The organism is Pseudomonas putida, from assembly GCF_050989985.1.
Classification (GTDB): Bacteria; Pseudomonadota; Gammaproteobacteria; order Pseudomonadales; family Pseudomonadaceae; genus Aquipseudomonas; species Aquipseudomonas putida_AI.
Map to the genome: position 1 here is coordinate 2,029,146 of NZ_CP158815.1, position 23,786 is coordinate 2,052,931.

Sequence of the window (23,786 nt, forward strand, 5' to 3'; positions counted from 1 at the left end):
ACCATCGCGAGCAGGCTCGCTCCTACAGGGCTAGAATCGGCACCATCGATTACGTGAGGTGCCCCACATGAGCGAACCGATCCGCCTGACCCAATACAGCCACGGCGCTGGTTGCGGCTGCAAGATTTCCCCCCAGGTGCTGGAAGTGATTCTGGCCGGCAGCGGGGCGCAGAACCTGGACCCCAGGCTCTGGGTCGGCAACGCCTCGCGTGACGACGCGGCGGTCTATTCGATCGATGAAGAGCGCGGCGTGGTCTCGACCACCGACTTTTTCATGCCGATCGTCGACGATCCCTTCGATTTCGGCCGTATCGCCGCCACCAATGCCATCAGCGACATCTACGCGATGGGCGGCGATCCGTTGATGGCGATTGCGATTCTCGGCTGGCCGGTCAACGTGCTGGCCCCGGAGATTGCCCGCGAAGTGATTCGCGGCGGCCGTGCGGTGTGTGACGAGGCGGGCATTCCCCTGGCTGGCGGGCACTCCATCGACGCCCCGGAACCGATCTTCGGCCTGGCCGTGACCGGGCTGGTGGAAAAGCGCCACATGAAGCGCAACGACACCGCCACCGCCGGGTGCCGGCTGTACCTGACCAAGCCCCTGGGCATCGGCATCCTCACCACCGCCGAGAAGAAAGGCAAATTGCGCAACGCCGACATCGGACTGGCCCGCGACTGGATGTGCACCTTGAACAAACCCGGCAGCCGCTTCGGCAAACTCGCCGGCGTGACCGCGATGACCGACGTCACCGGTTTCGGCCTGCTGGGGCATCTGGTGGAAATGGCCGACGGCAGCCACCTCACCGCGCGGATCCGCTACGACCAGGTGCCGCGCCTGCCGGGTGTCGAGTATTACCTCGAACAGGGCTGCATCCCGGGCGGGACGCTGCGCAATTTCGACAGCTACGCCAGCAAGATCGGGCGCCTGCAAGAGCTGCACAAACGCGTGCTGTGCGATCCGCAGACCAGCGGCGGCCTGCTGGTCGCCGTCACTGCCGAAGGCAACGACGAGTTCCTGGCCCTGGCAAGGGACCTGGGTCTGGCGCTGGAACCCATCGGCGAACTGGTGGAGCGACAGAGCCACGCGGTCGAGGTGTCTTGATGTCTGTCGACTGCAGTGATTACCGCGACATCTTCCTCAACGTTCGGCCGATGATGGATGCCCGTGCGCCGATCGAGTTTGCCAAGGGGGCGTTTCCCGGCGTGGTCAACCTGCCGCTGATGAACGACCACGAGCGGCAACGCATCGGCACCTGTTTCAAGCAACACGGCCAGCAGGCCGCCATCGAGCTGGGGCATCAACTGGTGTCCGGCCACATCAAGGCCGAGCGCATCCAGGCCTGGGCCGATTTCGCCCGGGCCCATCCCGACGGCTATTTGTACTGTTTTCGCGGCGGCCTGCGCTCGCAGATCGTCCAGCAGTGGCTCAAGACCGAAGCCGGCATCGACTATCCACGGGTTGCCGGCGGCTACAAGGCGATGCGTAACTTTTTGATCGATACCCTCGATCAGGCGGTTGCCCAATGCGATTTCGTGCTGCTGGGCGGCATGACCGGCACCGGCAAGACCGACGTGCTGACGCAGTTGAGCAATAGCCTGGACCTTGAAGGCCACGCCAATCACCGTGGATCCAGTTTCGGCAAGCGGGCTACCGGCCAACCCTCCAACATCGACTTCGAGAACCGCCTGGCGGTGGACCTGCTGAAAAAACGCGCCCACGGCATCGAACAGTTCGTGCTCGAAGACGAAAACCGCGCCATTGGCAGTTGCGCACTGCCGTTGCCGCTGTATCAGGGCATGCAGCAGTTTCCGATGGTCTGGCTCGAAGACACCCTGCAAGGGCGGGTTGAGCGGATTTTGCGGGACTATGTGGTGGACCTGTGTGCCGAGTTCATCCGGGTGCATGGCGACGAAGGCTTCGCGCTGTTTTGCGAACGCATGCTGGCAAGCCTGAACAACCTGTACAAACGTCTGGGCGGCGAGCGGCATTCGCGGATGCTGCTGTTGATGGAAGAGGCCCTGGCGGAGCAGGGGCGCAGCGGCGCGGTGGATCTGCACCGGGGCTGGATCGAGGGGCTGCTGGTTGAGTATTACGATCCGATGTATGCGTTTCAGCGCGAGAAGAAGGGCGTGCGGATCGAGTTTGCGGGGGAGCGGGGGGCGGTGCTGGAGTATTTGCGCGGGCGGGTGAGTCAGAAGGTTTGATAGCGGTCTTGCCGGCCTCATCGCGAGCAGGCTCGCTCCCACAGTTGATCAGCATTGCTCACAAGATTTGTGTCCACTGAAAATCCATTGTGGGAGCGAGCCTGCTCGCGATGAGGCCCGCTCAGACACCACACAACTCAGGTCGGGCAAGTCTCCCGCCCATTATCCAGCCCCTGCTTGTAGCTCTGGCTTTTCAGGCTGGCCTTGCCGTTGTGCCAGGTCAGGGTCAGCACGTACAGCGAATCGTAGTCGCTGGATTCCCAATCCTCGGTGATCTTCTGCTTCTTGCCGACGGCTTCGCCCGCGACCTTGTTGATCAGTTCCGGCAGATAACCATGGGACCAGGCGGTGTAGATCACCGAGTTGTGGTACTTGTCGTGGAGCAGTTCATCGGCCAGGTCGCTGGTGTCGTTGGCCGAGAAGTTGATGTTCACCGGCAGGCCGAGCTTGATCGCACTGGGGCTGATGGTCATCAGGGGGCGGATGTAGCTGTAGGAGTTGTCCAGCTCGCCTTCCTCGACATTGCGGGTCGGGTTGGCGGCAAAGACATAGTCGGCCTTGCCGAACTTTTCCGGCAGCAGGGTCGCCAGGTCGATGGCGCGGTTCAGGCCCTGGCAATTGAGCTGGCCCAGGCCGCCGGCGGGTTTTTCCGCGTGGCGCAAAAATACCAGCGTCTGCGTGCCGTCCACTGGGGCGGCGCTTACCCGGGATTCCAGCAACATGAACAGCGCGCTGACTGCCAGCAGGGCGGGCAGGAATATGTAGGCGCGATGCTTGAAGCGATTGGCGAGTTTCAGGAAATTCGTCATGGAAAATAGGGTTCTTCAGCATATGGGTTAAGGCTGACAAACCTTTACACCGCGACTTTTGCGCGTCGGGTGATTTCCATGTCGTAAAACCGGTCCGTTTTCAAAGGGTTAGTGCTCAGAGTCCCTTGAAGCCCATTGGTTCGATTCCGGCCATGGCGAAAAGCCATTTGCCAGCAACCTTGAATGGGTCGTCCCGAAGGTTATCGACAACATGTTGCGAATTGATGGACACAGTACATTGAAGGGGGCGCAAGGCCAGTGATCTCTTTTGATCTCCACCATCAGCGAGATTGATGGTACCGGGGGTCGCACCCGGGGTTATCTGCATTATCATCGCCACTCTCACTTTCCCGTGGACTTGCCCATGACCGATCTGTCTGCATTCCCCATCACCCAGAAATGGCCGGCGAACAATCCGGAGTGGATTCAGCTGTATTCCCTGCCGACCCCCAACGGCGTCAAGGTCTCGATCATGCTCGAAGAGATCGGCCTGCCGTACGAGCCGCACCGCGTAGCGTTCGACACCAACGATCAGATGACCCCGCAGTTCCTGTCGTTGAGCCCCAACAACAAGATCCCGGCGATCCTCGATCCCCACGGTCCGGGTGGCCAGCCGTTGCCGCTGTTCGAGTCCGGCGCCATTCTGATTTACCTGGCCGAAAAGACCGGGCAACTGTTGCCGCAGGACGCCGCCGCGCGCTACGAAACCATCCAGTGGCTGATGTTCCAGATGGGCGGGATCGGCCCGATGTTCGGCCAGCTCGGCTTCTTCAACAAATTCGCCGGCAAGGACTACGAAGACAAGCGTCCACGGGACCGCTACGTCGAAGAAAGCAAACGCCTGCTCGGCGTGCTCAACAAGCGCCTGGAAGGCCGTGACTGGGTCATGGGCGAGCACTACACCATCGCGGACATCGCGATCTTCCCGTGGGTGCGTAACCTGATCGGCTTCTACGAGGCCGGTGAGCTGGTGGGGATCCAGAATTTCCCGAACGTCACGCGAGTGCTGGATCGCTTCCTGTCGCGGCCGGCGGTGAAGCGCGGGTTGGAAATTCCGAAACCGATTTCCAACTGACACACCACAAAACCCTGTGGGAGCGAGCCTGCTCGCGAAGACGGCCTGACATTCAACATTTATGTTGGCTGACACACCGCCTCGCGAGCAGGCTCGCTCCCACAGGTTCTGCATTTATATCGCTACCCGATTTTCAGGAATACCCCATGTCCAGCCAGTTCCCCGAAGCACGTCCACGCCGTCTGCGCCGCAATGCGAGCCTGCGCAGCCTGTTCCAGGAAGCCGAGTTCAGTCTGAACGACCTGGTCCTGCCGATTTTCGTCGAAGAAGGAATCGATGATTTCGTGCCGATCAAAAGCATGCCCGGGGTGATGCGTATTCCGGAGTCGAAGCTGGCCGGCGAGATCGAGCGTTATGCCCGGGCCGGGATCAAGTCGGTGATGACCTTTGGCGTGTCCCACCATCTGGACGCCAACGGCAGCGACACCTGGAGAGAGAACGGCCTGGTGTCGCGCATGTCGCGGATCGCCAAGGACGCGGTGCCGGAAATGATCGTCATGTCCGACACCTGCTTCTGTGAGTACACCGACCACGGCCATTGTGGCGTGCTGCACAACCACGAGGTCGACAACGACCAGACCCTGGTCAATCTGGGCAAACAGGCGGTGGCGGCTGCCCGTGCCGGCGCCGATGTGATCGCGCCGTCTGCCGCCATGGACGGTCAGGTCCAGGCCATTCGCAAGGCGCTGGATCAGGCCGGCTTCACCCAGACCGCGATCATGGCCTATTCGACCAAATTCGCCTCGGCGCTCTACGGCCCGTTCCGCGAAGCCGGCGGCAGCGCGCTCAAGGGCGATCGCAAAAGCTACCAGATGAACCCGATGAACCGCCGCGAAGCGGTACGCGAATCGCTGCTGGACGAACAGGAAGGCGCCGATGCGCTGATGGTCAAGCCGGCCGGTGCCTACCTGGACATCATCCGCGACATCCGCGAAGCCTCGCGCCTGCCGCTGTCGGCGTATCAGGTCAGCGGCGAGTACGCGATGATCAAGTTCGCCGCCCAGGCTGGCGCCATCGATGAGGATCGCGTGGTGCGCGAAAGCCTCGGGGCGATCAAGCGGGCAGGGGCGGACCTGATCTTCACCTACTTTGCGATGGACCTGGCGCTGGCCGGGATCTAAAAACACCAGCCCCTTGTAGGAGCGAGCTTGCTCGCGATAGCGGTCTGTCATTCAACATTTCTGTTGTCTGATACACCGTCATCGCGAGCAGGCTCGCTCCTACAGGGGATTTTTGTGGCCTCAGGCGCGGCCAAAAAACGGCCGTATCCCGTGATCCCGGAAATACCGCTCGATCACCTTCGGGTCCGAGCTGTTGTCGGCAATCGCCACATAGGTATCCGGCCGCAACAGATAAAACCCGTTGCGCCCAAGACCTGCGGTCTCGAACGCCGGGCGCCAGTCGAACACATGCAGCGGTAAATGATGTTCATTGCACCAGGCGATCATCTCGTCGCTGGTGTCGCCGTACACATGCACCTGCCAGCCCGGACACTTCAGTGATTCGAAATTGTCCCCCTCGCCATCGTGCGCCCAGGGCAGGCGGTCGCCGCCATGCACCTGCCCGGCGACGCCCGCGCTCAAGGGCATGCCACGGTAGTTCAGGGTGATCTGCGACACCGTGCGGAACAGGAACTCCCGCGAGGTTTCGAACGAGGCCATTTTCGGTAGCAGAAACGGCGCCAGGCGCGTGCGCAGCAGGTCGGCCAGGCGTCCCTCGGCGGTGATGAAGGTGAAGACACGGTCGGTGGTGGCCACCAGTTTGCGGGCAAAGGCGATGCGCTCGATTTCGTAGGTGGCGAGCAGTTTTGCCTCGGCGCCGCCGCTCAACACGGCGGCCAGTTTCCACGCCAGGTTGATCGCATCGCCGATCCCGGTGTTCATGCCCTGGCCGCCGGCGGGGCTGTGTACATGGGCGGCATCGCCCAGCAGAAACGCCCGCCCGGTGCGAAAGTGATCCGCCACCCGATGATGCACGCGGTAGGTCGAGAACCAGTTCAACTGCTCGATCTTCACCTTCATATTGTTGATGGCCCGGCTACTGACATCCTCGAATTGCAGGGTCTCGGCATGCTCGGCGCGTTCGTCCCGGACTGTGCCGATCAGGCGCGCACGGCCTTGACCGGCCAGGGGGAACACAGCAATGAAGTCCGCCTCGTCGAGATCCACGTGCAGTTCGCCATTGAACGTCGGGCCGCTGGCCTGCACATCGGCGACATAGAAAATCTGCTGATAGGTGCCACCGGGAAATCCGGTGTCCAGGGTCTTGCGCACGATGGAACGGGCACCGTCGCAACCGGCCAGGTAACAGGCCTGGCAGATTTCCTGCTGGCCGTCGGGCAGAAGCAGGGTGGCGGTGATGTCATCGCCGGTTTCCTCGAACCCCAGCAGTTCGGTGTTGCGCTCCACCGTAATGCCGAAGGTTTCCAGGCGCTCGATCAGCAGCCGTTCGTGTTGGTCCTGGGGGTAGATTTCGAGAAACGCGTAGGGGGTCAGGCCCTCGCCGACCCGGGACAGCGGCAACCGCGCCACCGCCTCACCCTTGACCCAGAAATTGGCCGCCGCCACGCGATGGCCGTTTTGCACCACGGCATCGGCGAGGTCGAGCTGGCGATACAGCTCCAGCGTACGCGCCTGCACCGCCAGCGCCCGGGATGTGGTGCCGGGGGTCGAAGTCTTGTCGATGATACGCACCCGAATGCCCAGTTTGCTCAGCCACAGCGCCAACACCAGCCCGGTCGGGCCGGCGCCGACGATCAACACGTCGCTACGGTGCATGGTCCTGCTCCCTCCTTTTGCGGGTGCTGCAAGTATGGTTCAGGCTGGCAGGGCGGCCAGGTGCGCCGCCAAACGGAATTTGCACGGTCACTGTAGGAGCGAGCTCGCTCGCGATGGACGTCAACGATAACGCGGGCATCCTGATTCTCCGCGGTGTTCTTGCGTCCATCGCGAGCATGCTCGCTCCTACAGGGAGCAGAGGAACGGCGGTTGTGGGCCATGGTCATAGCCATTGCCATGCCATCGGCCTTAAGGTTGATCCGGCGCATCGAACGACAAGGAGCCCCATGCAAGCCCATCGATTGACCCTGAGCATCGCCGCGTTGCTGGTGCTGGCCGGTTGCGGCAGTCAGCGGACCCAGGAACCTGCGCCGCGCAGCCCCGCCGAGGTCAAGGCGGAGATCCTGCGCCTGTTGCCGGCGAAAACCACCGATCGCCAGGGTTGGGCCACGGATATCCAGGCCGCCTTTGCCGCACAGGACATTGCGCCGACCACGCAGAACCTGTGTGCGGTGCTGGCCGTTACCGAGCAGGAGTCGACGTTTCAGGCCGATCCCACCGTGCCGGGCCTGGGCAAGATCGCCCGTGACGAGATCGACCGCCGGGCAGCCAAGGCGCACATTCCGGGTCTGTTGGTCAGCGGCGCGCTGCAGGTGAGTTCGCCCAATGGCAAAAGCTACAGCGACCGGCTGAATGCGGCGCGCAGTGAAAAGGAGCTGAGCGGGATATTCGACGACTTCATCGGCATGGTGCCGATGGGCCAGACCCTGTTCGGCGGCTTCAACCCGGTGCACACCGGCGGGCCGATGCAGGTCAGCATCGACTTCGCCGAGAAACAGGCGAAAAACTATCCCTACCCGGTGGACGGCTCGATTCGCCGCGAAGTCTTTACCCGTCGCGGCGGCATGTACTTCGGCATCGCGCATTTGCTCGGTTACCCGGTGAGTTACCCGCAACCGCTGTACCGCTTTGCCGATTTCAACGCCGGCTGGTACGCCAGCCGCAATGCTGCGTTCCAGGCCGCTGTGAGCCGGGCTTCGGGCATACCGCTGGCGCTGGACGGCGATCTGGTCAGTTATGGTTCGATCCTGCCGGGCTCCACGGAGCGGGCCGTGCGTGCCCTCGGCAAGCAATTGGATATGCGCAACACCACGATCAGGGACCAGTTGGAGGAGGGCAACAGCCTGGCGTTCGAGAACAGCGATCTGTACCAGCGCGTCTTCGCCCTGGCCGATAAGGCGCAAGGCCGGCCTATGCCCCGTGCAGTACTGCCCGGGATCGTGCTGCAAAGTCCGAAAATCACCCGAAAGCTCACGACGGCGTGGTTTGCCAAGCGGGTCGATGAGCGTTATCAGCGCTGCTTGGCGCGGGCCGGTTAGGAACAAAAGATCGCAGCCTTCGGCAGCTCCTACATTGGAATGCGTACATCCTGTAGGAGCTGCCGAAGGCTGCGATCTTTTCGAGCGGCCACGCACCTCTTTATCGCAGGCATGAAAAAACCCGGCTGATCAGACCGGGCTTTTTGTGGGTGTTGCGGTGAAGCGAAGGGCTTAGGCGACAGTGTTGCCATGCAGGCGGTCGGAACCATCGGCAGCGACGGTGTTGCCTTGCAGGCGGTCGGAACCATCGGCGGCGACGGTGTTGCCTTGCAGGCGGTCGGAGCCATCGGCGGCTACGGTGTTGCCTTGCAAGCGGTCAGAGCCATCGGCGGCGACGGTGTTGCCTTGCAGGCGATCGGAGCCGTCAGCGGCCACTTCGTTGCCTTTCAAACGATCCGAACCATCGGCAGCTACTGCGTTACGTTTTTCCAGCAGACGATCGGCGCCACCTTCTGCAACACGATTCTGTTGCAGGCGATCGGAACCACCTTCAGCCACACGGCTTTCGATCAGACGATCCGAGCCGCCTTCAGCGACTACGGGTTGAACGGAGGTAGCGGCAAAAGCGTTAACTGCGAAAACCGAGAAAGCGATGCTGAGGATGGTTTGGCGTTTCATGATCGTGTGCTCCGGGGTGTTCTAGGTTGGTATGGAGCAATTGTTACCCCGCAGGCTTTTCAACAGAACTTGATTGACGTGATTGCGAACATCGACGGCATTGATAGAACGAGCGGCGCACCGCTCGTGGCTCTGATGATGGGATCAGTACCTGTAGGAGCGAGCCTGCTCGCGATGGACGTCAACGATAACGCGGGCTGTCTGGAGAAATACGGTGTATTGACGATCATCGCGAGCAGGCTCGCTCCCACAGGGGGATTGGCTGTGTACCCAAATTCCCAGTTCGGCACAGAACACTGTAGGAGCGAGCCTGCTCGCGATGGACGTCAACGATGACGCGGGCTGTCTGGAGAAATGCGGTGTATTGACGATCATCGCGAGCAGGCTCGCTCCCACAGGGGGATTGGCTGTGTGCCCAAATTCCCAGTTCGGCACAGAACACTGTGGGAGCGAGCCTGCTCGCGATGGCCGTCAACGATGACGCGGGCTGTCTGGAGAAATGCGGTGTATTGACGATCATCGCGAGCAGGCTCGCTCCCACAGGGGGATTGGCTGTGTACCCAAATTCCCGGTTCGACACAGAACACTGTAGGAGCGAGCCTGCTCGCGATGGCCGTCAACGATGACGCGGGCTGTCTGGGAGAAATGCGGTGTATTGACGATCATCGCGAGCAGGCTCGCTCCCACAGGGGGATTGGCTGTGTACCCAAATTCCCGGTTCGACACAGAACACTGTAGGAGCGAGCCTGCTCGCGATGGCCGTCAACGATGACGCGGGCTGTCTGGAGAAATGCGGTGTATTGACGATCATCGCGAGCAGGCTCGCTCCCACAGGGGGATTGGCTGTGTACCCAAATTCCCACGGTCAGGCTGATGATGCAGTCGTCGGACGGCCACGGCGTTGTCGGTGGCGGCTTCTACACTGGATAGCTGGCGCGAGCCATCGCAAGGAGATGGGTATGTATCAGCTCTACGGTTATCAAAACTCTGGCGCCGCGGCGATCGAGGCGGCGCTGGTGCTGTGCAAGGTTGCCTTTCGCTTCATCGATGTCGAATCGTCCACCGAAGCCGCCCAGGAGCTGAGCCAGCTCAACCCGCTCAAGCAGATCCCGACCCTGCGCCTGCCGGACGGCAGCATCCTGACCGAGAGCGCGGCGATCCTGATTCACCTGGGGCTGGCATTTCCAGGCTCGAAGTTGCTGCCGGACAACCCCGTCGATCGCGACCAGGCCATACGCGGCATGATCTACATCGCGACCAATGCCTACGCCGCTATCGGTGTCATCGACTACCCGGAACGCTGGCTGGCCAACGCGGATGAAGCTTCGCGGCAAAACCTGATCGCCGGCGGCCGCGCGCGCTTGCATCGGAGTTGGGAGGTATTTGCCGATGAGTTTTCGGCGGAGCTGTATCTGGATGACGACACACCCGGCGCACTGGATGTGCTGGCGGCGGTGATATCGCGGTGGGCGGGGAGCCGGGAGCATTTGCGACGTACCCGGCCGGGGTTTTCCGCCTGGCTGGAACGCATTGACCGTCACCCGACACTGGCGCCGGTCTTTGCCCGGCATTGGCCGGCTGCCTGAACACATCCTCCTTGTGGGAGCGAGCCTGCTCGCGATGGAGTGTCAGTCAAAGTAGTGCCAACTGATACCCCATCGCGAGCAGGCTCGCTCCCACAAAGGGAAAGGTCTTGTGCCGGGGTTATTCCCCGCGAATGTACTGCTCTAATTGATGAATCAGCGCGGCCTGTTCGGCGAGGGCTTCCTTGACCAGGTCGCCGATGGACAGCAAGCCGATCAGCTTGCCGTTTTCCACCACCGGCAGGTGGCGCAGGCGTCTGTCGGACATGATGCCCAGGCAGGTATCGACAGTCTGGTGGGTGTCCACGGTAATCACTGGCGAGACCATGATGTCGCGCACTGGCGTGCCTACCGACGAGCGCCCGTGCAGCACCAGTTTGCGCGCATAGTCGCGTTCACTGATGATGCCCAGCACCTCTTCATCCTTTACCACCAGCAAGGCGCCGACGTTCTTCTCGGCCATCTTCATCAGCGCTTCGAGCACCATGTGATCGGGATCGATCTGGTGCACGGTCTGGTTCTTTTGGTCTTTCAACTTGAGCAGCTGCGCGACGGTTTTCATGGCGGTTTCCCGGGAGGTTTGTCGTTGTTCTTGAAGAATCGTAGACCCGGGCGCTCAGGGCAAGGGCGAAAGCGGCAGATAACGCACAAAAAACGTCATTCGGCGGTTTTTCTTCTGCAAACCTCATCCATTACCTCTGTAGGAGCGAGCCTGCTCGCGATGGCGTCAAGTCAGTCGACGCGGATGTTGAATGTCAGCCCTCATCGCGAGCAGGCTCGCTCCCACAGAGATCACATCCACTTCTCGTTGAGCGCGTAGAATCAACATCCTGAATCAATGTTGAGGTTTGCAGTGGTGGATTTACCCCAGGGCTTTGTCCTGACCCGGCATTGGCGCGACACCCCGACGGGGACGGAAGTCGAGTTCTGGCTGGCGACCGACAGCGGTCCCCGGCGCCTGCGCCTGCCTCATCAGCCTTCGGTGGCGTTCATTCCGGCCAGCCAGCGCGAGCAGGCCGAGGCCTTGTTGCAGGATGAAAAGAACGTCGAGCTCAAGCCCCTGGCCCTGCAGGATTTCGAGCACCGCCCGGTACTCGGTCTGTATTGCCGGCAGCACGGGCAATTGATGCGTCTGGAAACCACGCTACGCCGGGCCGGGGTCGAGGTGTACGAAGCTGACGTGCGCCCGCCGGAACGCTACCTGATGGAGCGCTTCATCACCGCGCCCGTGCGTTTCAGTGGCACCCCGGTAGATGGCGACCTGCTGCTCGACGCGCAGCTCAAGCCCGATCCGCACTACCGGCCCCAGCTCAGGCTCGTCTCCCTGGACATCGAAACCACGGCCCAGGGCGATCTGTATTCCATCGCCCTGGAGGGCTGCGGCGAGCGTCAGGTGTACATGCTCGGCCCGGCCAATGGCGACGACAGTGCGGTGGATTTCCAGCTTGAATACTGCGGGTCGCGCACCGTACTGCTGAAGAAGCTCAATGAGTGGTTCGCCCGTTTTGACCCCGACGCGATCATTGGCTGGAACCTCGTGCAGTTCGACCTGCGGGTGCTGCACGAGCATGCCCGGCGCCTGGCCGTACCGCTGAAACTGGGGCGTGGCGGCGAGGAAATGCAGTGGCGCGAACACGGCAACGGTAACCACTACTTTGCCTCAGCCGCCGGTCGGCTGATCATCGACGGCATCGAAGCGCTGCGTTCGGCGACCTGGAGTTTCCCCTCGTTCAGCCTGGAAAACGTTGCGAAAACCCTGCTGGGGGAAGGCAAGTCCATCGACAACCCGTACCAGCGCATGGATGAAATCAACCGCATGTTCGCCGAGGACAAGCCGGCGCTGGCCAAATACAACCTCAAGGATTGCGAACTGGTCACACGGATTTTCGCCAAGACCGAATTGCTGAAATTCCTCCTGGAGCGAGCCAGCGTCACCGGTTTGCCCGTGGACCGCATGGGCGGCTCGGTGGCAGCGTTCACCCATCTCTACATGCCCTTGATGCATCGCCAGGGCTTCGTTGCCCCCAACCTGGGCGGCAAACCGCCGCAAGCCAGCCCCGGCGGCTTCGTCATGGATTCGCAACCGGGCCTCTACGAATCGGTGCTGGTGTTCGACTACAAGAGCCTCTACCCGTCGATCATCCGCACCTTCCTCATCGACCCGGTGGGCCTGATCGAAGGGCTCGAACATCCCGACGACGCCCACTCGGTGCCGGGCTTTCGCGGCGCACGGTTTTCCCGCACCCGGCATTGCCTGCCAGCCATCGTCGCCCGGGTCGCCGAAGGCCGGGAAGTCGCCAAGCGCGAGCACAACGCGCCGCTCTCCCAGGCGCTGAAGATCATCATGAACGCCTTCTACGGGGTGCTGGGCTCCAGCGGCTGCCGCTTCTTCGATACGCGCCTGGCCTCGTCCATCACCTTGCGGGGGCACGAGATCATGCTGCGCACCCGCCAGTTGATCGAAGATCAGGGGCATACGGTGATCTACGGCGACACCGACTCGACCTTCGTCTGGCTGCGTCGCGCCCATGGCCAGCAAGAAGCCGCGCAGATCGGCCGTGCGCTGGTGGACCATGTCAATCAGTGGTGGCGCGAGCATGTGCGGCGGCAATACGGTCTGGAAAGCGCGCTGGAGTTGCAGTACGAAACCCACTACAAGCGCTTTCTGATGCCGACCATTCGCGGGGCGGAGGAGGGCAGCAAGAAGCGTTATGCGGGGTTGGTCACCCGTGCCGACGGCACCGACGAGATGGTCTACAAGGGCCTGGAAACCGTGCGCACCGACTGGTCGCTACTGGCGCGGCAGTTCCAGCAGGAGCTGTATTCGCTGATCTTTCATCGCAAGCCTTATCAGGACTATGTGCGCCAATACGTGCGCAAGACCCTGGCGGGCGAGTTCGACGACCGTCTGATCTACCGCAAGCGCCTGCGCCGCACCCTCGACGATTACCAGCGCAACGTCCCGCCCCACGTGCGCGCGGCGCGGATCGCCGACGATTACAACGACCTGCAGGGCCGTCCGCGGCAATACCAGAACGGCGGCTGGATCAGCTACGTGATCACGGTCGCGGGCCCCGAACCGCTGGAGATCCGCAGCGCCCCCATCGATTACGACCACTACATCACCCGGCAGCTGCAACCGGTGGCGGATGCGATTCTGCCGTTTGTCGACGATGACTTCTCAACCCTGGTTGGGGGGCAACTGGGCCTGTTTTGAGTCCAGCAGCGACAGGGTCCAGTCGTCCAGGATGCCGTGGAAGTACTGGTTCAAGGCTTGATGAAACAGACTGTCTTCAGGCGCGACCTGGGCGAACAGGGTCATCGACGAGTGAAACTTCAGGTCATCGGGGTGGCCGAAGATCGCCGCCACCGAGCGCTGCTGGATGTTCAGCACTTCCTGGGTGCAGATGCGCAGCCGGGCACCCAGCAGGGGATGTTCCAGGTAGGCCAGCGCTTCCTCCCGGGAGCGGATCGCGTAGCGTTTGGACATGTCACTGTCACCCAGCCCGGCGAACTGCGGGAAGACGAACCACATCCAGTGACTGCGCTTGTGGCCGGCGTCCAGTTCGGCCTGGACCCGGTCGAACACCGGGTCCTGCGCCTGGATAAAGCGTTGCAGGTTGAAGGCGTCTTGTTGATCGGTGCTTCTCATGACGAAGCCCTCTGACACGAATGCTGTCAAGGTGATGGGTATCCGGGCGATGGCTCAGACCATGGCCAACCGCTGCTTGCGTTTTGGCGCGTGAAACGCTTGGTCCAGCGCCTCCAGATCCCCGGCTTGAAGTTGCAGCCCGGCAGCCTGGGCGTTGAGCCGCACGTGCGCGGGAAGGGTCGCCTTGGGGATGGCGATCACACCTTTGTGCCGCAGCAGCCAGGCCAGCGCTACCTGCGCCGGTGTCGCGCCATGTCGCTCGGCGACCTGCCTGAGCGTGGCGTTGTCCAGCATCTGCCCACCCTGGCCAATCGGGCAGTAAGCCATGACGGGCATTGCGCGTTGCTGACACCAGGGCAGCAGATCAAATTCTATCCCTCGCGACTCCAGGTTGTAGAGCACCTGATTGGTGGCGCAGGCCGGCTCGCCCAGTTCCAGCAAGTCATCGACATCGAAATTGGACACGCCCCAGCGGCCGATCTTGCCCGCTGTGCGCAGGCGCTCGAACGCTTCGACGGTTTCCTCCAGCGGGTACTGACCGCGCCAGTGCAACAGGTATAGATCAATGTAGTCGGTATCGAGCCTGCGCAGGCTGCGTTCGCAAGCCTGGGGAATGCCTTTGCGGCTGGCGTTGTGCGGGTAGACCTTGCTGACCAGGAACACCTTGTCGCGCTGACCATTGATGGCGTCCGCCACCACTTGCTCGGCGCCGCCTTCGGCATACATCTCGGCGGTGTCGATCAGGGTCATGCCCAGCTCGATCCCCAGGCGCAGCGCCGCCACTTCGTCTTTGTGCCGGGAGCGGTCCTCGCCCATTTGCCAGGTGCCCTGACCGATGACAGGCACCTGGATGCCGGCCAGTTGTTCGGTTCGCATGCTCGACTCCTTCTGATCGTTATTGCGGTTGGCAACAGGATAGTCGCTTGGGCTCCCACGCCGCCAAACTGTAGGAGCGAGCATGCTCGCGATGGACGCAAGCACACCGCGGGTATTCAGGATGCCAGCGTTATCGTTGACGACCATCGCGAGCATGCTCGCTCCTACAGGTAGAGCCTGCCGGTGATCGATTGATCCCCGCCCAAACTGCACTTTTTCCAACTGACCGGCTCTATCCATAGCCGTTGCGGCGAAACCCGCCGCACAGGAATGTGTCAGCCCAATCGCATATGGTTCGAGCGTTGCCCACAATTTTTACCCGAGTTCGCCTGTTGGCCGGGCTGTTGCTGCTCTGCGCCAGCGGTTGCAGCCACCAGCCCGGCAACGATCTGTTCAGCCAGCTTCGCGAAGGAAAACCCCAGGAGTTTTTGCAAACCAGTGTCGATCGCATGGCCACCCTGGCGATGCGTGACAACCTCGACAGCCTTTATCTGCTGATGAACAAGCTCTACCTGCGCAATCCCGACGAGTTGAAAAAATCCGGGTTCCTCGATGCCCGCACCGCAGGCAAGCAGGTGCGCATGGCGATCGAACAGCAACAGCCGTTACCGACCCTGGGCGGCAAGAAAGACCTGGCGGCGTTGCGCTTCGCCATGAGCCCGGAGTTCCTCGGCGACCGGGTCGGGGCGTTCATCTATGCCATTGGAAGCATGCTGGTCACGGCCCACGGCAATCGCCTGGAGTTCTACATGACGGACGAGATCAACCCGACCTTCGTCAACAACGCCGCGCGCAATATCGAAATCGCCACCTGGATCCTGAGCCAGCGGCAGAACAAGGATGGCCAGCCCATGCTGTTCTCCAACGAAATTTCGGAGGAGGGCAGCAACCTGAGCTTTGCCGTGGAGTTCGGCAAGATCGTCGCCCGACTGGACCTGCTGACCCGGATGCTTGACGAACGTTATCGGCGGATCGGCCTGAATTATGCGCAGAGCCTGTTGTTCCTCAACTTCCTTCCCGTCCAGTAAACACTCCACAAATCCCCTGTAGGAGCGAGCCTGCTCGCGATGGCGTTGTGTCAGTCGCTTCATGTGTTGACTGACACGCCCTCATCGCGAGCAGGCTCGCTCCCACAGAGGTAGACAGTGTTAATGGCATAAAGATAGATCGCATCGATATAAGTAGTTATAAGAAAAATCGCTATGCTGCGGGCCAGATTTTTCGTGCGATCTTTGTGGGCGTCTCAATGGATTTAGTGAACATCGGGTTGATCGTGGCCGGGCTGGCAGTCGGCTTTATCGTCGGCATGACTGGCGTGGGTGGCGGGTCATTGATGACTCCGATCCTGTTGGCGTTCGGCATCAACCCGGCAACGGCGGTCGGCACCGATCTGCTGTACGCAGCCATCACCAAGTCCAGCGGTGTGCTGGTTCACAAGAAGAACAACAACATCGACTGGGCGATCACCGGCTGGCTGACCTTGGGCAGCGTGCCTGCGGTGGCGTTGACCCTGTGGTTCCTGAGCAGCCTGAACGAAGCGCCGGATGCGATGAATGCGATCATCAAGCAGGCCTTGGGCTTCGTCCTGTTTGCCACGGCACTGGCGATCCTGTTCAAGAAACGCCTGCTGGATTTCGCCCACAAACGCGCCGGCGGCAAGTACAACCCCAGCGGTTCGCGCCTTAATTTCCTCACCGTGATTACCGGACTGGTGCTCGGCACCATGGTCGCCCTGACCTCCATCGGCGCCGGCGCCCTGGGCACCGTGGCCTTGTTCATTCTCTATCCGCTGCTGCCGACCCGCCGCCTGGTGGGCACGGAAATCGCCCACGCCGTGCCCCTGACCCTGGTCGCAGGCCTGGGCCACGCGAGCATGGGCAACATGGATTGGCATGTGCTGGGTTACCTGCTGGTGGGTTCGTTGCCGGGGATTTACCTGGGCAGCCACTTGACCGGTCGTGTCTCCGATGAGCTGCTGCGTCCCTGCCTTGCGACCATGCTTGTATTGATCGGTTACAAGCTGGCGTTCTGATTCCAGCGCGCCACTCTCGCTTCATTCGCGGGTGAATATTTCCAGCAGATGACCGTCCGGGTCATCGAAATACACCCGCTGTCTTCCTGCCTCTCCACAGATTTTCCCCCCGGCCGTTCCGACGGTCGAGATGGCGCCTGCCTGTTGCGCAATAACCGCCCTGACCTAAGCTTTGGACAAGGCGAGATACATTTGCGAAGCGTCACCCGGAACGAACGCCGCAATGCGCAATCATTAGAGCGTGGAAATCAAAAGGAGATGCGCATGCTCATCAGGTCACTGACCCTGGCTACTCTGCTGGCTTTCGCTGGCCCACTATTGGCCAACGATGGCGATTCACCGTTGGATGTCAATAAAGGCCTGTACCGCCCCCTGGTTGTCATTGCCTCAAGCACCGTGGACCCGGTCTGGGTGAGCCTGAAAAAGGCGCTGGAGGACCCGGCCAATAAACAGGGAGTGACGGAGCGCAATATCAAGGTCTATAGCGTGCTGAACATGTCGGGGCAGCTCGACGGCAAGGATCTCGGTCAACAGGACACCATGGCCTTGATCCGTTCGCTGAAGCTGGGGGCCGGGGCCTTGCCGAAAGTGATTCTGTTGGGCAAGGACGGCGAGAAAAAGCTCGAAAGCTCGGGGGAAGAATCGAAGTCGGTGGACCTGAAGAAAATCTTCGCCACCATCGACGCGTTGCCGGCGGCAGAGAAGGAAATGGCGGCACCCACTCCGCCACCGGTCACTGCCGAGGTAGCGCCGCCGGCGGCCAAGGGCGGCAAGAATGCCAAACCCGCGAAGCCGGCCAAGCCCGCCAAGCCCGCCAAGCCGCCTGAGCAGCCGGATGATTGAGCGGTCAATGACTTTCCCTGTAGGAGCGAGCCTGCTCGCGATGAGGTTTTGACAGTCGACGTTTGCTTCGCCTGTTACTCCGCCATCGCGAGCAGGCTCGCTCCTACAGTTTTTGTGCCCGTCCTTGTTTACCAGTTGTAGCGGTAACCCACAGACACCGCCCACGGCTGTTCGATATCACTGCCCTTGGTGTACCCGCCCTCGACATAGAAGTTGTGCTTCTCGGCCGCAGCCACCAACACCCCGCCACCCATCTCAGCCCGTGACCCCGGCAAATCACTGTCGAGTTTCGCGCCGCTGACTTTCACCCGGCTGTCACCGGCATGCTCGGTGATCCAGGTGGCCTTGGCGTAGGGTTTGACCTTCACGCCGTTATCCAGCTGCAGATCGCGTCCGAACATCCCGCCGATGCGGCTTTGCACCGAGGTCATTGCCTGCTGTTCGACGCTCAGGCCGTTGCTGGCGGTGTAGCTGCCCTTGCTGATGCGCGCCATTTGCACGCCGGCTTGCGGCTCGACGAACCAGTCCTGGCCCAGGTCGATGTGTTTGCCCACTTGCACGTCGGCGCTTACCGCGTGGTTCTTGTAGCTGGCCTTGATCTTGTGACCCAGGTTGCTGGTGATATTGATTTCGTTGTCCAGGCGGCTGTATTTCAGGGCGCTGTCGACATACAGCCCACTGTGGTTCAGATAGCTGGCATAGCCACCGAGGGTGATGCTGTCGATCGTGCCTTTGCTGGCCTCGCCGAAATCCTGGCGTCCCTGGCCCTGGCCAAGCAGCCCACCCACGTAGAGGGTGCCGTCAGCGAAGGGCAGGGCTTTATCGGCACCGATTTCCATGCCGTTCACTTGTTGCTGGAAAGCCCGGCTGGTGCCGGTGTCCAGGCGTTGTTCGGTGCCGTAGGCGCGGGTCCAGAGCCCGCCGCGGTCCTTGCCCGAACGCAGGTCGCCGAAGTGCCCCGTGGTGGCGTTCATCTGCGCACCCACCAACGCCGCGGCGGCCGCCTGGTTACCCAGCGCCGCGTTGGCGCCCTTGCTCAGGGTTTCGGCTTGCGGGCGATGGCTTGGCTGCGGCGGATTGTCGGGCTCAGCAGGAGCCACAGGAAAAACCGGGGGGACTGGGTCAGCAGAATCAGTCGGTTCCTGTGGTTCGTGCGTCTGATCCGGCACCTCGACCTCGGCGAGATTGGCCAGATACCAATCGTCACCCTGGCGTTGCAGCTGGTAGCGATAGGCACCGGCATCCACGGTCTGGCCATAGAGGCTGAATTGGCCGTTGCCGCCATTGCCGTCCACCAGCATCAGTTTCTGCAATGGGCCACTGGGCGCATTCCCCGAATCAGCCACCACCAGCGTGTGCATGTCGCTGATCTGGCCTTGCACCTGCAACAGGTCGCCTTGCAGGGCGGCCAGGTCAGTGTTCATCAGGAAGCTGCCGTTGCCGGTCAATGGGCCTTTGATGGCCAGGGTATGAAAGCCGTTGATGGCCGGGTCGGCGAAGTTGACCTGACCGTCGACATGGGTGTTGAAGCCAAGGGTTGCGTCACCCTTGAGTTGCAGCAGGCCACCCTGATTGATTCGGGTTTCACTGGCGACGGCCTGGTCGGCCATGACCATCAGGCCGCCCTGATTGACGGTGGTGTCATGGACGATGGTGCCTGCCGCGACATCCAACTGACCGCCCTGATTGACCAGGGTGCCAGTGATGGCACCGCGATCGAAGACCGACAGCAAGCCACCTTCATTGACGGTCGTGCGTTCGGCCTGGCCGTCCTGATAGACACTCATCTGGCTGGCGTTGACGAGGGTGTCGCGGGCCTGGCCTTGCATGGACACGAACATCCCGCCGCCATTGAGCCGGGTGTCGCTGGCCGTGCCGGTTTGCGATATGTCGAGAAAGCCATCATTGACTGTGGTGCCAAAAGCGGTGGCCGAGCCCAGGACCACCATCTGGCCGCCATTCACCACGGTGTCGTACGCCGAGGAAGTGTCGTTCAGGTTCAGCCATCCATTGCCCGACAGCGTGGTCCTGAGCGTCTGGCCAGCGTCCCAGGCATTGATGACCCCGTTGCTCACCTGGCTGTCGATGACTGTGCCGCCGGTACCGACGTTCAGCGTGCTGCCGTCGTTCAGCAAAAGATTGGTCTGGGTGGAGGTCTGGCAATTGAGTGTGTCGCAGCTGCCCGCGAACGACTTGCCAGGCACCGCGCACATCAGCAGCAAGGCGCTTGAGACCGAAACCCGCGAAAATCGCAAACCAACCTTGAGCATTTGAAACCACCGAGTGCATGGGAAAGTGGCGCGAATTTTCCGTATGCAGGGGGTGGGGGTAACGCGGCTGTTTCCTAATCTCTTGTGGGAAGCTTCCTACAAATCAGGGGTCGATGTGGCTGCGAATACTGTCCTGAAGGCAGGTCATTTGCTGGCTGAAGGCCGCAACCAGACGGTTGAGCTCTTGGCCGGGCGCTTGCGCTTCGCAGGCTTTTTCCAGCGCTTCGCAAGCGATGATCAAAGGCATCGCATGGATGATCCGTGCACTGCCGAGGATCTTGTGGCAACGACGTTGCACCGCCATCCAGTCGCCTGCCGCCTGTAGAGATTGCAGGGCGTCGAAGTCTTCCTGATTGGTACGCAGCACCGTCGTCAGCAACTGGCGGTTCATCGCCTCATCGCCTGCCGTAATCTCTCGGACTTTGCCGATGTCGAAACAGGCTGGCACATCACGCCCGTTTTGTTCGGCCTGCTGTAAATAGCGTTCAAGGGCCGCACGAGTCAGCGGTTTGAACAGGCAGTCATTCATCCCGGCCTCGATACACCGCTGTACTTCCTCAGGCTGCGCATTGGCGGTCAACCCCAGCACATGGGTGGCGGGGCGTCCTTCACGCGCTTCGATGGCTCGCAAGCGACGGGTCATCTGCTCGCCACTCATCTGCGGCATGTTGCTGTCGGTCATGACGTAATCGAAGGTTTCCTGTTCCCACACACGCAAACCTTCGACACCGTTCTGCGCGCAGCGTACCCGCATGCCCAGGGATTCCAGTTGCCGTTGCAACACCATGCGATTGAACGCGTGATCCTCGACGATCAGGATGCTGCGCTCGGGCAGGCTGACGACCTGTTCGGCCTCCGGTGACGGCGTGGCCTCGTCTTCGGCCATGGCGACAATGCCGAGGGTCAAGGTGAAACAGGACCCGTGCCCCGGTTCACTGGTACAGGTCAGCTGGCCGCCCATCAGCTGCGTCAGTTGCTGACAGATGGCCAGGCCCAGGCCGGTGCCAATCTGCACCTCGGTATCGTTGGCGTCGAACTGGGTGTAAGGCTGGAACAGACGCTGGCGCTGCTGCGCGTTCATGCCGATGCCGGTGTCCTGTACGCGAAGGTGCAGAAGCTCGGGCTGGTGTTCGGGGCTAAGTGTCAGTTCGACACTGACCTGACCCTTGGGGGTGAACTTGATCGCGTTGCTGATCAGGTTCGACACGATCTGCCGGAACCGCAGCGAGTCCAGCGCCACGGCGATGTCCGGGCCGTTGTTGACGAAGCTCAGCGCCACGTCTTTCTGCCGGGCCAGGCTGGCGAAACCCTGGATCACCGTGTTGACCAAGCGCGCGGGATGGCAGGCGCCGCTGCGCAGTTCGAACTTGCCGGACTCGATTTTCGACAGGTCGAGAATCTCGCCGATCAGCTCCATCATGCCGCCGGCGGATTTCTGCGCGATGTCGATCAGCTCACTGTCGGGGCGCTGGTCGCGCAACAGTTCGAGCACACCGATCAGGGCGCTCATGGGCGTGCGGATTTCGTGGCTCATCACCGCCAGAAAGTGGCTTTTGCCGCGATTGGCCGCTTCGGCCAGGTCCTTGGCCTGGTGCAAGGCGTGTTGCAGGTGTTGCTGTTCGGTGAGGTCGATCCAGCCGCCGATGACGCCAGTCATGGTGCCGTCGGAATCGCGGTAGGGTAGGGCCCAGTGGTAGATGTGGTAAGTCTTGTCCTTGACCGTCATCGCGAAGTTGTCGAAGGACGGTTCGCCACTGGCGAGGGTGGCGCGATGGATACGCTTGTAACTGTGAGCCACCTCCAAGGGCAGAATGTTCGCTTCGATCAGCCCTTTGTTCAGGACCTGGTCGAGTTCGACTTCCATGACTTGCAGGTAGGCGCGATTGCAGGTCAGCAACAGTCCCTGGCGATCGCGCACGTAAATTGGATGCGGCGTGCCATCCACCAGCACCTTCATGAACACCAGTTGGTCGTTCAAGGCTTTCTGGGCTTTCTGCCGCTCGGCGATCTGCCGGCGCAACCCCAGGTTCCACGCCAGAAATACCAGGACCACCACCACCAACCCCAGCACCGCCCGGTAGAACCAGTTTTTGTAGGCGTTCCAGCCACCCTGGCTTTCCTGCGGGTCTTGCCAGCGGGTGGCCAGTTCGGTGAGCTGGTCAGGGCTGATGTCGAGCAATGCCTTGTTGAGGATCGAGATCAGTTCGGTGTTTTGATGGCCGCTGGCGAAACTGATCAGCGCAGGCTGGGCACCAATCACCGAATCGATTTGCAGGCGCCCACGGAAAAACCGGTCGATCAGGTAGGTGGCGCCCAGTTGCGGCTGAATGACGCCATCGACGTCGCCCTCGGCGAGCAATTCATAGGATTCGATGGGGGCGTCGACTTCCACCCGTTGAATATCCGGCCACTCTCGCTCCAGCCAATTGCCGGCGGCCGAGCCTTTGATGATCGCCACGCGCCGGCCCTTGAGGCCGGTCAGGCCCGTGTGTTCGGGCTGGGTGCGCGTTGCCAGCACAAAGGGGTTCATCACATAGGGCCGGGAGAACGACAGGCTGGCCTCCCGGGGTTCGCTGTAGGTCAGCGCGCCAATGATGCTCGGCGGGTCACGCTGCACCCGGCTGGCCATGGCGTCGACGGAAGTGATCTTGACCGGGCGGAAAACCAGCCCCGTGCGATCGTTGATCGACTCCAGCACATCCGCCGCCATTCCCCGCAGTTGCCCGTCGGCATTGAAGAAGCTGAAGGGCGAGTACAGGTCGTTGGCCAGCACATCGATGTACGGATGATCCTTGATCCATTGCTGCTCCGACGGGGTCAACTGCAATCGGCTGTAACCCAGCTTCGGATTGTCGCCAATGCCCCAGCGCCGGGCGATCACGGCGCCTTCCTGGGGTGAAATCTTCGACAGGGCGTTGTTGAGCAGGGTACGCAACTGCTCGTCCCGGGCTCGTACGGCAAAGCCGAAGCCCAGCCCCTCGGAGTCACGCTGAATGGTCTGCTTCAGGCTCTGCTGATAATTGCGTTCGAGCATGTACTGCGCGGAAATCGCGTCGGTCAGCAACACGGTGCCTTCGCCATAAGCCACCAGACCCAGCCCTTGCATGGTCGATAGCACCGGCTTGACTGTCAGTTCCGGGAACAACGCGGTCACGCGCTCCTGGGTGATCCAGTCCGGATCGAACAGCACCGTGGTGCCCGTCGGCGGCCGGTCATTTGGCCAATGGGTGCCGAATCGGCTGACCAATACCGCCTGATCGTAGGCATAGGGAGCGCTCAGCAGCAGATCGGCATGGCTCTCTTCAAGGCGGTTGATCCGCGGGACCAGGTCTATTTCATTGTGTTGAAGGGCGGCCAGGGCCTGTGCCTGGCTGGCGTAGCGTTCGATCTGCAGGCGTACCCCCAATCCCCGGGCCAGCACATCGAGGTAGTCTGCGGACAAACCTTCGTAATCGTTCTTGTTGGCCGTCATGTCCAGCGGTGGCCGGTCGGGCAGGTACACGCCAACCCGCAGCACCGCCTTGTGTGCCAGCCATTGGCGCTGCGCCGGATTGAGCGTCAGGCTGACGTTGCTGTCGGCGGCACGGCTGACCAGCGACAGCGGTTCGGCGGGGGCCTGCAATGACACCAGCAGCAGCGCGGCCAGCAGTATTCGTCCGAGGGTCAT

General features: G+C 61.6%; 18 protein-coding genes. 10 read left to right on the forward strand and 8 right to left on the reverse strand.

The annotated features are described in order from the left end of the window. Positions 1 to 67 precede the first annotated feature (67 nt). Together selD and mnmH are read left to right on the forward strand one after the other, a co-directional pair. Positions 68 to 1,102 carry a selenide, water dikinase SelD gene (gene selD / locus ABTV29_RS09515; RefSeq protein ID WP_433769828.1) on the forward strand — a complete coding sequence of 345 codons (1,035 nt, stop codon included), beginning with the start codon at positions 68 to 70 and terminating at the stop codon, positions 1,100 to 1,102. Beyond that, entirely contained in the window at positions 1,102 to 2,205 is a 1,104-nt protein-coding gene (gene mnmH / locus ABTV29_RS09520; RefSeq protein WP_433769829.1) for a tRNA 2-selenouridine(34) synthase MnmH, read from the forward strand. Before selD ends, mnmH begins: the two co-directional genes overlap by 1 nt. A 137-nt stretch (positions 2,206 to 2,342) precedes the next feature. On the opposite strand, the gene ABTV29_RS09525 is transcribed toward mnmH, so the two are convergent. Beyond that, a complete protein-coding gene (locus ABTV29_RS09525; protein WP_433769830.1) occupies positions 2,343 to 3,014 on the reverse strand; it encodes a histidine phosphatase family protein in 672 nt (223 codons plus the stop codon). Positions 3,015 to 3,378: 364 nt separating this feature from the next. Between ABTV29_RS09525 and ABTV29_RS09530 the strand changes: the two genes are divergently transcribed. Continuing rightward, on the forward strand, positions 3,379 to 4,089 hold the full coding sequence (locus tag ABTV29_RS09530; protein WP_433769831.1) for a glutathione S-transferase family protein: 711 nt from the start codon (positions 3,379 to 3,381) through the stop codon (positions 4,087 to 4,089). 146 nt (positions 4,090 to 4,235) lie between these two features. Beyond that, on the forward strand, positions 4,236 to 5,210 hold the full coding sequence (hemB, locus tag ABTV29_RS09535; protein ID WP_433769832.1) for a porphobilinogen synthase: 975 nt from the start codon (positions 4,236 to 4,238) through the stop codon (positions 5,208 to 5,210). A 120-nt stretch (positions 5,211 to 5,330) separates the two neighbouring features. Here hemB and ABTV29_RS09540 read toward each other — a convergent pair whose 3' ends face one another. Continuing rightward, a complete protein-coding gene (locus ABTV29_RS09540; protein WP_433769833.1) occupies positions 5,331 to 6,866 on the reverse strand; it encodes an FAD-dependent oxidoreductase in 1,536 nt (511 codons plus the stop codon). Positions 6,867 to 7,153: 287 nt separating this feature from the next. On the opposite strand from ABTV29_RS09540, the gene ABTV29_RS09545 reads away from it, so the two are divergent. Further along, a complete protein-coding gene (locus ABTV29_RS09545) occupies positions 7,154 to 8,245 on the forward strand; it encodes a DUF1615 domain-containing protein (RefSeq protein ID WP_433769834.1) in 1,092 nt (363 codons plus the stop codon). Between the two features lie 171 nt (positions 8,246 to 8,416). Here ABTV29_RS09545 and ABTV29_RS09550 read toward each other — a convergent pair whose 3' ends face one another. Next, the gene (locus tag ABTV29_RS09550) at positions 8,417 to 8,863 is read right to left on the reverse strand and encodes a hypothetical protein (protein ID WP_433769835.1); all 447 of its coding nucleotides are present in this window, start codon (positions 8,861 to 8,863) and stop codon (positions 8,417 to 8,419) included. A gap of 959 nt (positions 8,864 to 9,822) precedes the next feature. Here ABTV29_RS09550 and ABTV29_RS09555 point away from each other — a divergent pair. Continuing rightward, positions 9,823 to 10,449 (forward strand): glutathione S-transferase family protein, encoded by a 627-nt coding sequence (locus ABTV29_RS09555; protein ID WP_433769836.1) that lies wholly within the window; start codon positions 9,823 to 9,825, stop codon positions 10,447 to 10,449. Between the two features lie 118 nt (positions 10,450 to 10,567). On the opposite strand, the gene ABTV29_RS09560 is transcribed toward ABTV29_RS09555, so the two are convergent. Beyond that, on the reverse strand, positions 10,568 to 11,008 hold the full coding sequence (locus ABTV29_RS09560) for a CBS domain-containing protein (RefSeq protein WP_433769837.1): 441 nt from the start codon (positions 11,006 to 11,008) through the stop codon (positions 10,568 to 10,570). A gap of 294 nt (positions 11,009 to 11,302) precedes the next feature. On the opposite strand from ABTV29_RS09560, the gene ABTV29_RS09565 reads away from it, so the two are divergent. Continuing rightward, positions 11,303 to 13,663, forward strand: coding sequence for a DNA polymerase II (locus tag ABTV29_RS09565; RefSeq protein WP_433769838.1), 2,361 nt, complete (start codon positions 11,303 to 11,305; stop codon positions 13,661 to 13,663). Here ABTV29_RS09565 and ABTV29_RS09570 read toward each other — a convergent pair. Both ABTV29_RS09570 and ABTV29_RS09575 read right to left on the reverse strand, forming a co-directional pair. After that, a complete protein-coding gene (locus ABTV29_RS09570) occupies positions 13,628 to 14,098 on the reverse strand; it encodes a DUF1810 domain-containing protein (RefSeq protein ID WP_433769839.1) in 471 nt (156 codons plus the stop codon). The two genes, ABTV29_RS09565 and ABTV29_RS09570, sit on opposite strands and share 36 nt — an antisense overlap. A gap of 54 nt (positions 14,099 to 14,152) precedes the next feature. Next, positions 14,153 to 14,974 carry an aldo/keto reductase gene (locus ABTV29_RS09575; RefSeq protein ID WP_433769840.1) on the reverse strand — a complete coding sequence of 274 codons (822 nt, stop codon included), beginning with the start codon at positions 14,972 to 14,974 and terminating at the stop codon, positions 14,153 to 14,155. 290 nt (positions 14,975 to 15,264) lie between these two features. On the opposite strand from ABTV29_RS09575, the gene ABTV29_RS09580 reads away from it, so the two are divergent. From ABTV29_RS09580 to ABTV29_RS09590, 3 genes are all read left to right on the forward strand, one after another. Beyond that, positions 15,265 to 16,002, forward strand: a complete 738-nt coding sequence (locus ABTV29_RS09580) for a hypothetical protein (protein ID WP_433769841.1) — start codon at positions 15,265 to 15,267, stop codon at positions 16,000 to 16,002. Between the two features lie 218 nt (positions 16,003 to 16,220). Then, positions 16,221 to 17,006 (forward strand): sulfite exporter TauE/SafE family protein, encoded by a 786-nt coding sequence (locus tag ABTV29_RS09585; RefSeq protein ID WP_433769842.1) that lies wholly within the window; start codon positions 16,221 to 16,223, stop codon positions 17,004 to 17,006. A 264-nt stretch (positions 17,007 to 17,270) separates the two neighbouring features. Further along, positions 17,271 to 17,849: a DUF4174 domain-containing protein gene (locus tag ABTV29_RS09590; protein ID WP_433769843.1), complete on the forward strand. Its 579-nt coding sequence runs from the start codon at positions 17,271 to 17,273 to the stop codon at positions 17,847 to 17,849. A gap of 128 nt (positions 17,850 to 17,977) precedes the next feature. Here the strand turns inward: ABTV29_RS09590 and ABTV29_RS09595 are convergent, their stop codons facing one another. After that, positions 17,978 to 20,119: an autotransporter outer membrane beta-barrel domain-containing protein gene (locus ABTV29_RS09595; protein WP_433769844.1), complete on the reverse strand. Its 2,142-nt coding sequence runs from the start codon at positions 20,117 to 20,119 to the stop codon at positions 17,978 to 17,980. Between the two features lie 103 nt (positions 20,120 to 20,222). Next, the gene (locus ABTV29_RS09600) at positions 20,223 to 23,786 is read right to left on the reverse strand and encodes an ATP-binding protein (protein ID WP_433769845.1); all 3,564 of its coding nucleotides are present in this window, start codon (positions 23,784 to 23,786) and stop codon (positions 20,223 to 20,225) included.

What these genes read in the sequence shown, in the direction of transcription:
- ABTV29_RS09550 (WP_433769835.1), bottom strand. Translation starts at nt 8,863, where the DNA reads ATGAAACGCCAAACCATCCTCAGCATCGCTTTCTCGGTTTTCGCAGTT.
- selD (WP_433769828.1), top strand. Translation starts at nt 68, where the DNA reads ATGAGCGAACCGATCCGCCTGACCCAATACAGCCACGGCGCTGGTTGC.
- mnmH (WP_433769829.1), top strand. Translation starts at nt 1,102, where the DNA reads ATGTCTGTCGACTGCAGTGATTACCGCGACATCTTCCTCAACGTTCGG.
- ABTV29_RS09585 (WP_433769842.1), top strand. Translation starts at nt 16,221, where the DNA reads ATGGATTTAGTGAACATCGGGTTGATCGTGGCCGGGCTGGCAGTCGGC.
- hemB (WP_433769832.1), top strand. Translation starts at nt 4,236, where the DNA reads ATGTCCAGCCAGTTCCCCGAAGCACGTCCACGCCGTCTGCGCCGCAAT.
- ABTV29_RS09540 (WP_433769833.1), bottom strand. Translation starts at nt 6,866, where the DNA reads ATGCACCGTAGCGACGTGTTGATCGTCGGCGCCGGCCCGACCGGGCTG.
- ABTV29_RS09575 (WP_433769840.1), bottom strand. Translation starts at nt 14,974, where the DNA reads ATGCGAACCGAACAACTGGCCGGCATCCAGGTGCCTGTCATCGGTCAG.
- ABTV29_RS09580 (WP_433769841.1), top strand. Translation starts at nt 15,265, where the DNA reads ATGGTTCGAGCGTTGCCCACAATTTTTACCCGAGTTCGCCTGTTGGCC.
- ABTV29_RS09555 (WP_433769836.1), top strand. Translation starts at nt 9,823, where the DNA reads ATGTATCAGCTCTACGGTTATCAAAACTCTGGCGCCGCGGCGATCGAG.
- ABTV29_RS09545 (WP_433769834.1), top strand. Translation starts at nt 7,154, where the DNA reads ATGCAAGCCCATCGATTGACCCTGAGCATCGCCGCGTTGCTGGTGCTG.
- ABTV29_RS09590 (WP_433769843.1), top strand. Translation starts at nt 17,271, where the DNA reads ATGCTCATCAGGTCACTGACCCTGGCTACTCTGCTGGCTTTCGCTGGC.
- ABTV29_RS09530 (WP_433769831.1), top strand. Translation starts at nt 3,379, where the DNA reads ATGACCGATCTGTCTGCATTCCCCATCACCCAGAAATGGCCGGCGAAC.
- ABTV29_RS09525 (WP_433769830.1), bottom strand. Translation starts at nt 3,014, where the DNA reads ATGACGAATTTCCTGAAACTCGCCAATCGCTTCAAGCATCGCGCCTAC.
- ABTV29_RS09570 (WP_433769839.1), bottom strand. Translation starts at nt 14,098, where the DNA reads ATGAGAAGCACCGATCAACAAGACGCCTTCAACCTGCAACGCTTTATC.
- ABTV29_RS09600 (WP_433769845.1), bottom strand. Translation starts at nt 23,786, where the DNA reads ATGACCCTCGGACGAATACTGCTGGCCGCGCTGCTGCTGGTGTCATTG.
- ABTV29_RS09595 (WP_433769844.1), bottom strand. Translation starts at nt 20,119, where the DNA reads ATGCTCAAGGTTGGTTTGCGATTTTCGCGGGTTTCGGTCTCAAGCGCC.
- ABTV29_RS09560 (WP_433769837.1), bottom strand. Translation starts at nt 11,008, where the DNA reads ATGAAAACCGTCGCGCAGCTGCTCAAGTTGAAAGACCAAAAGAACCAG.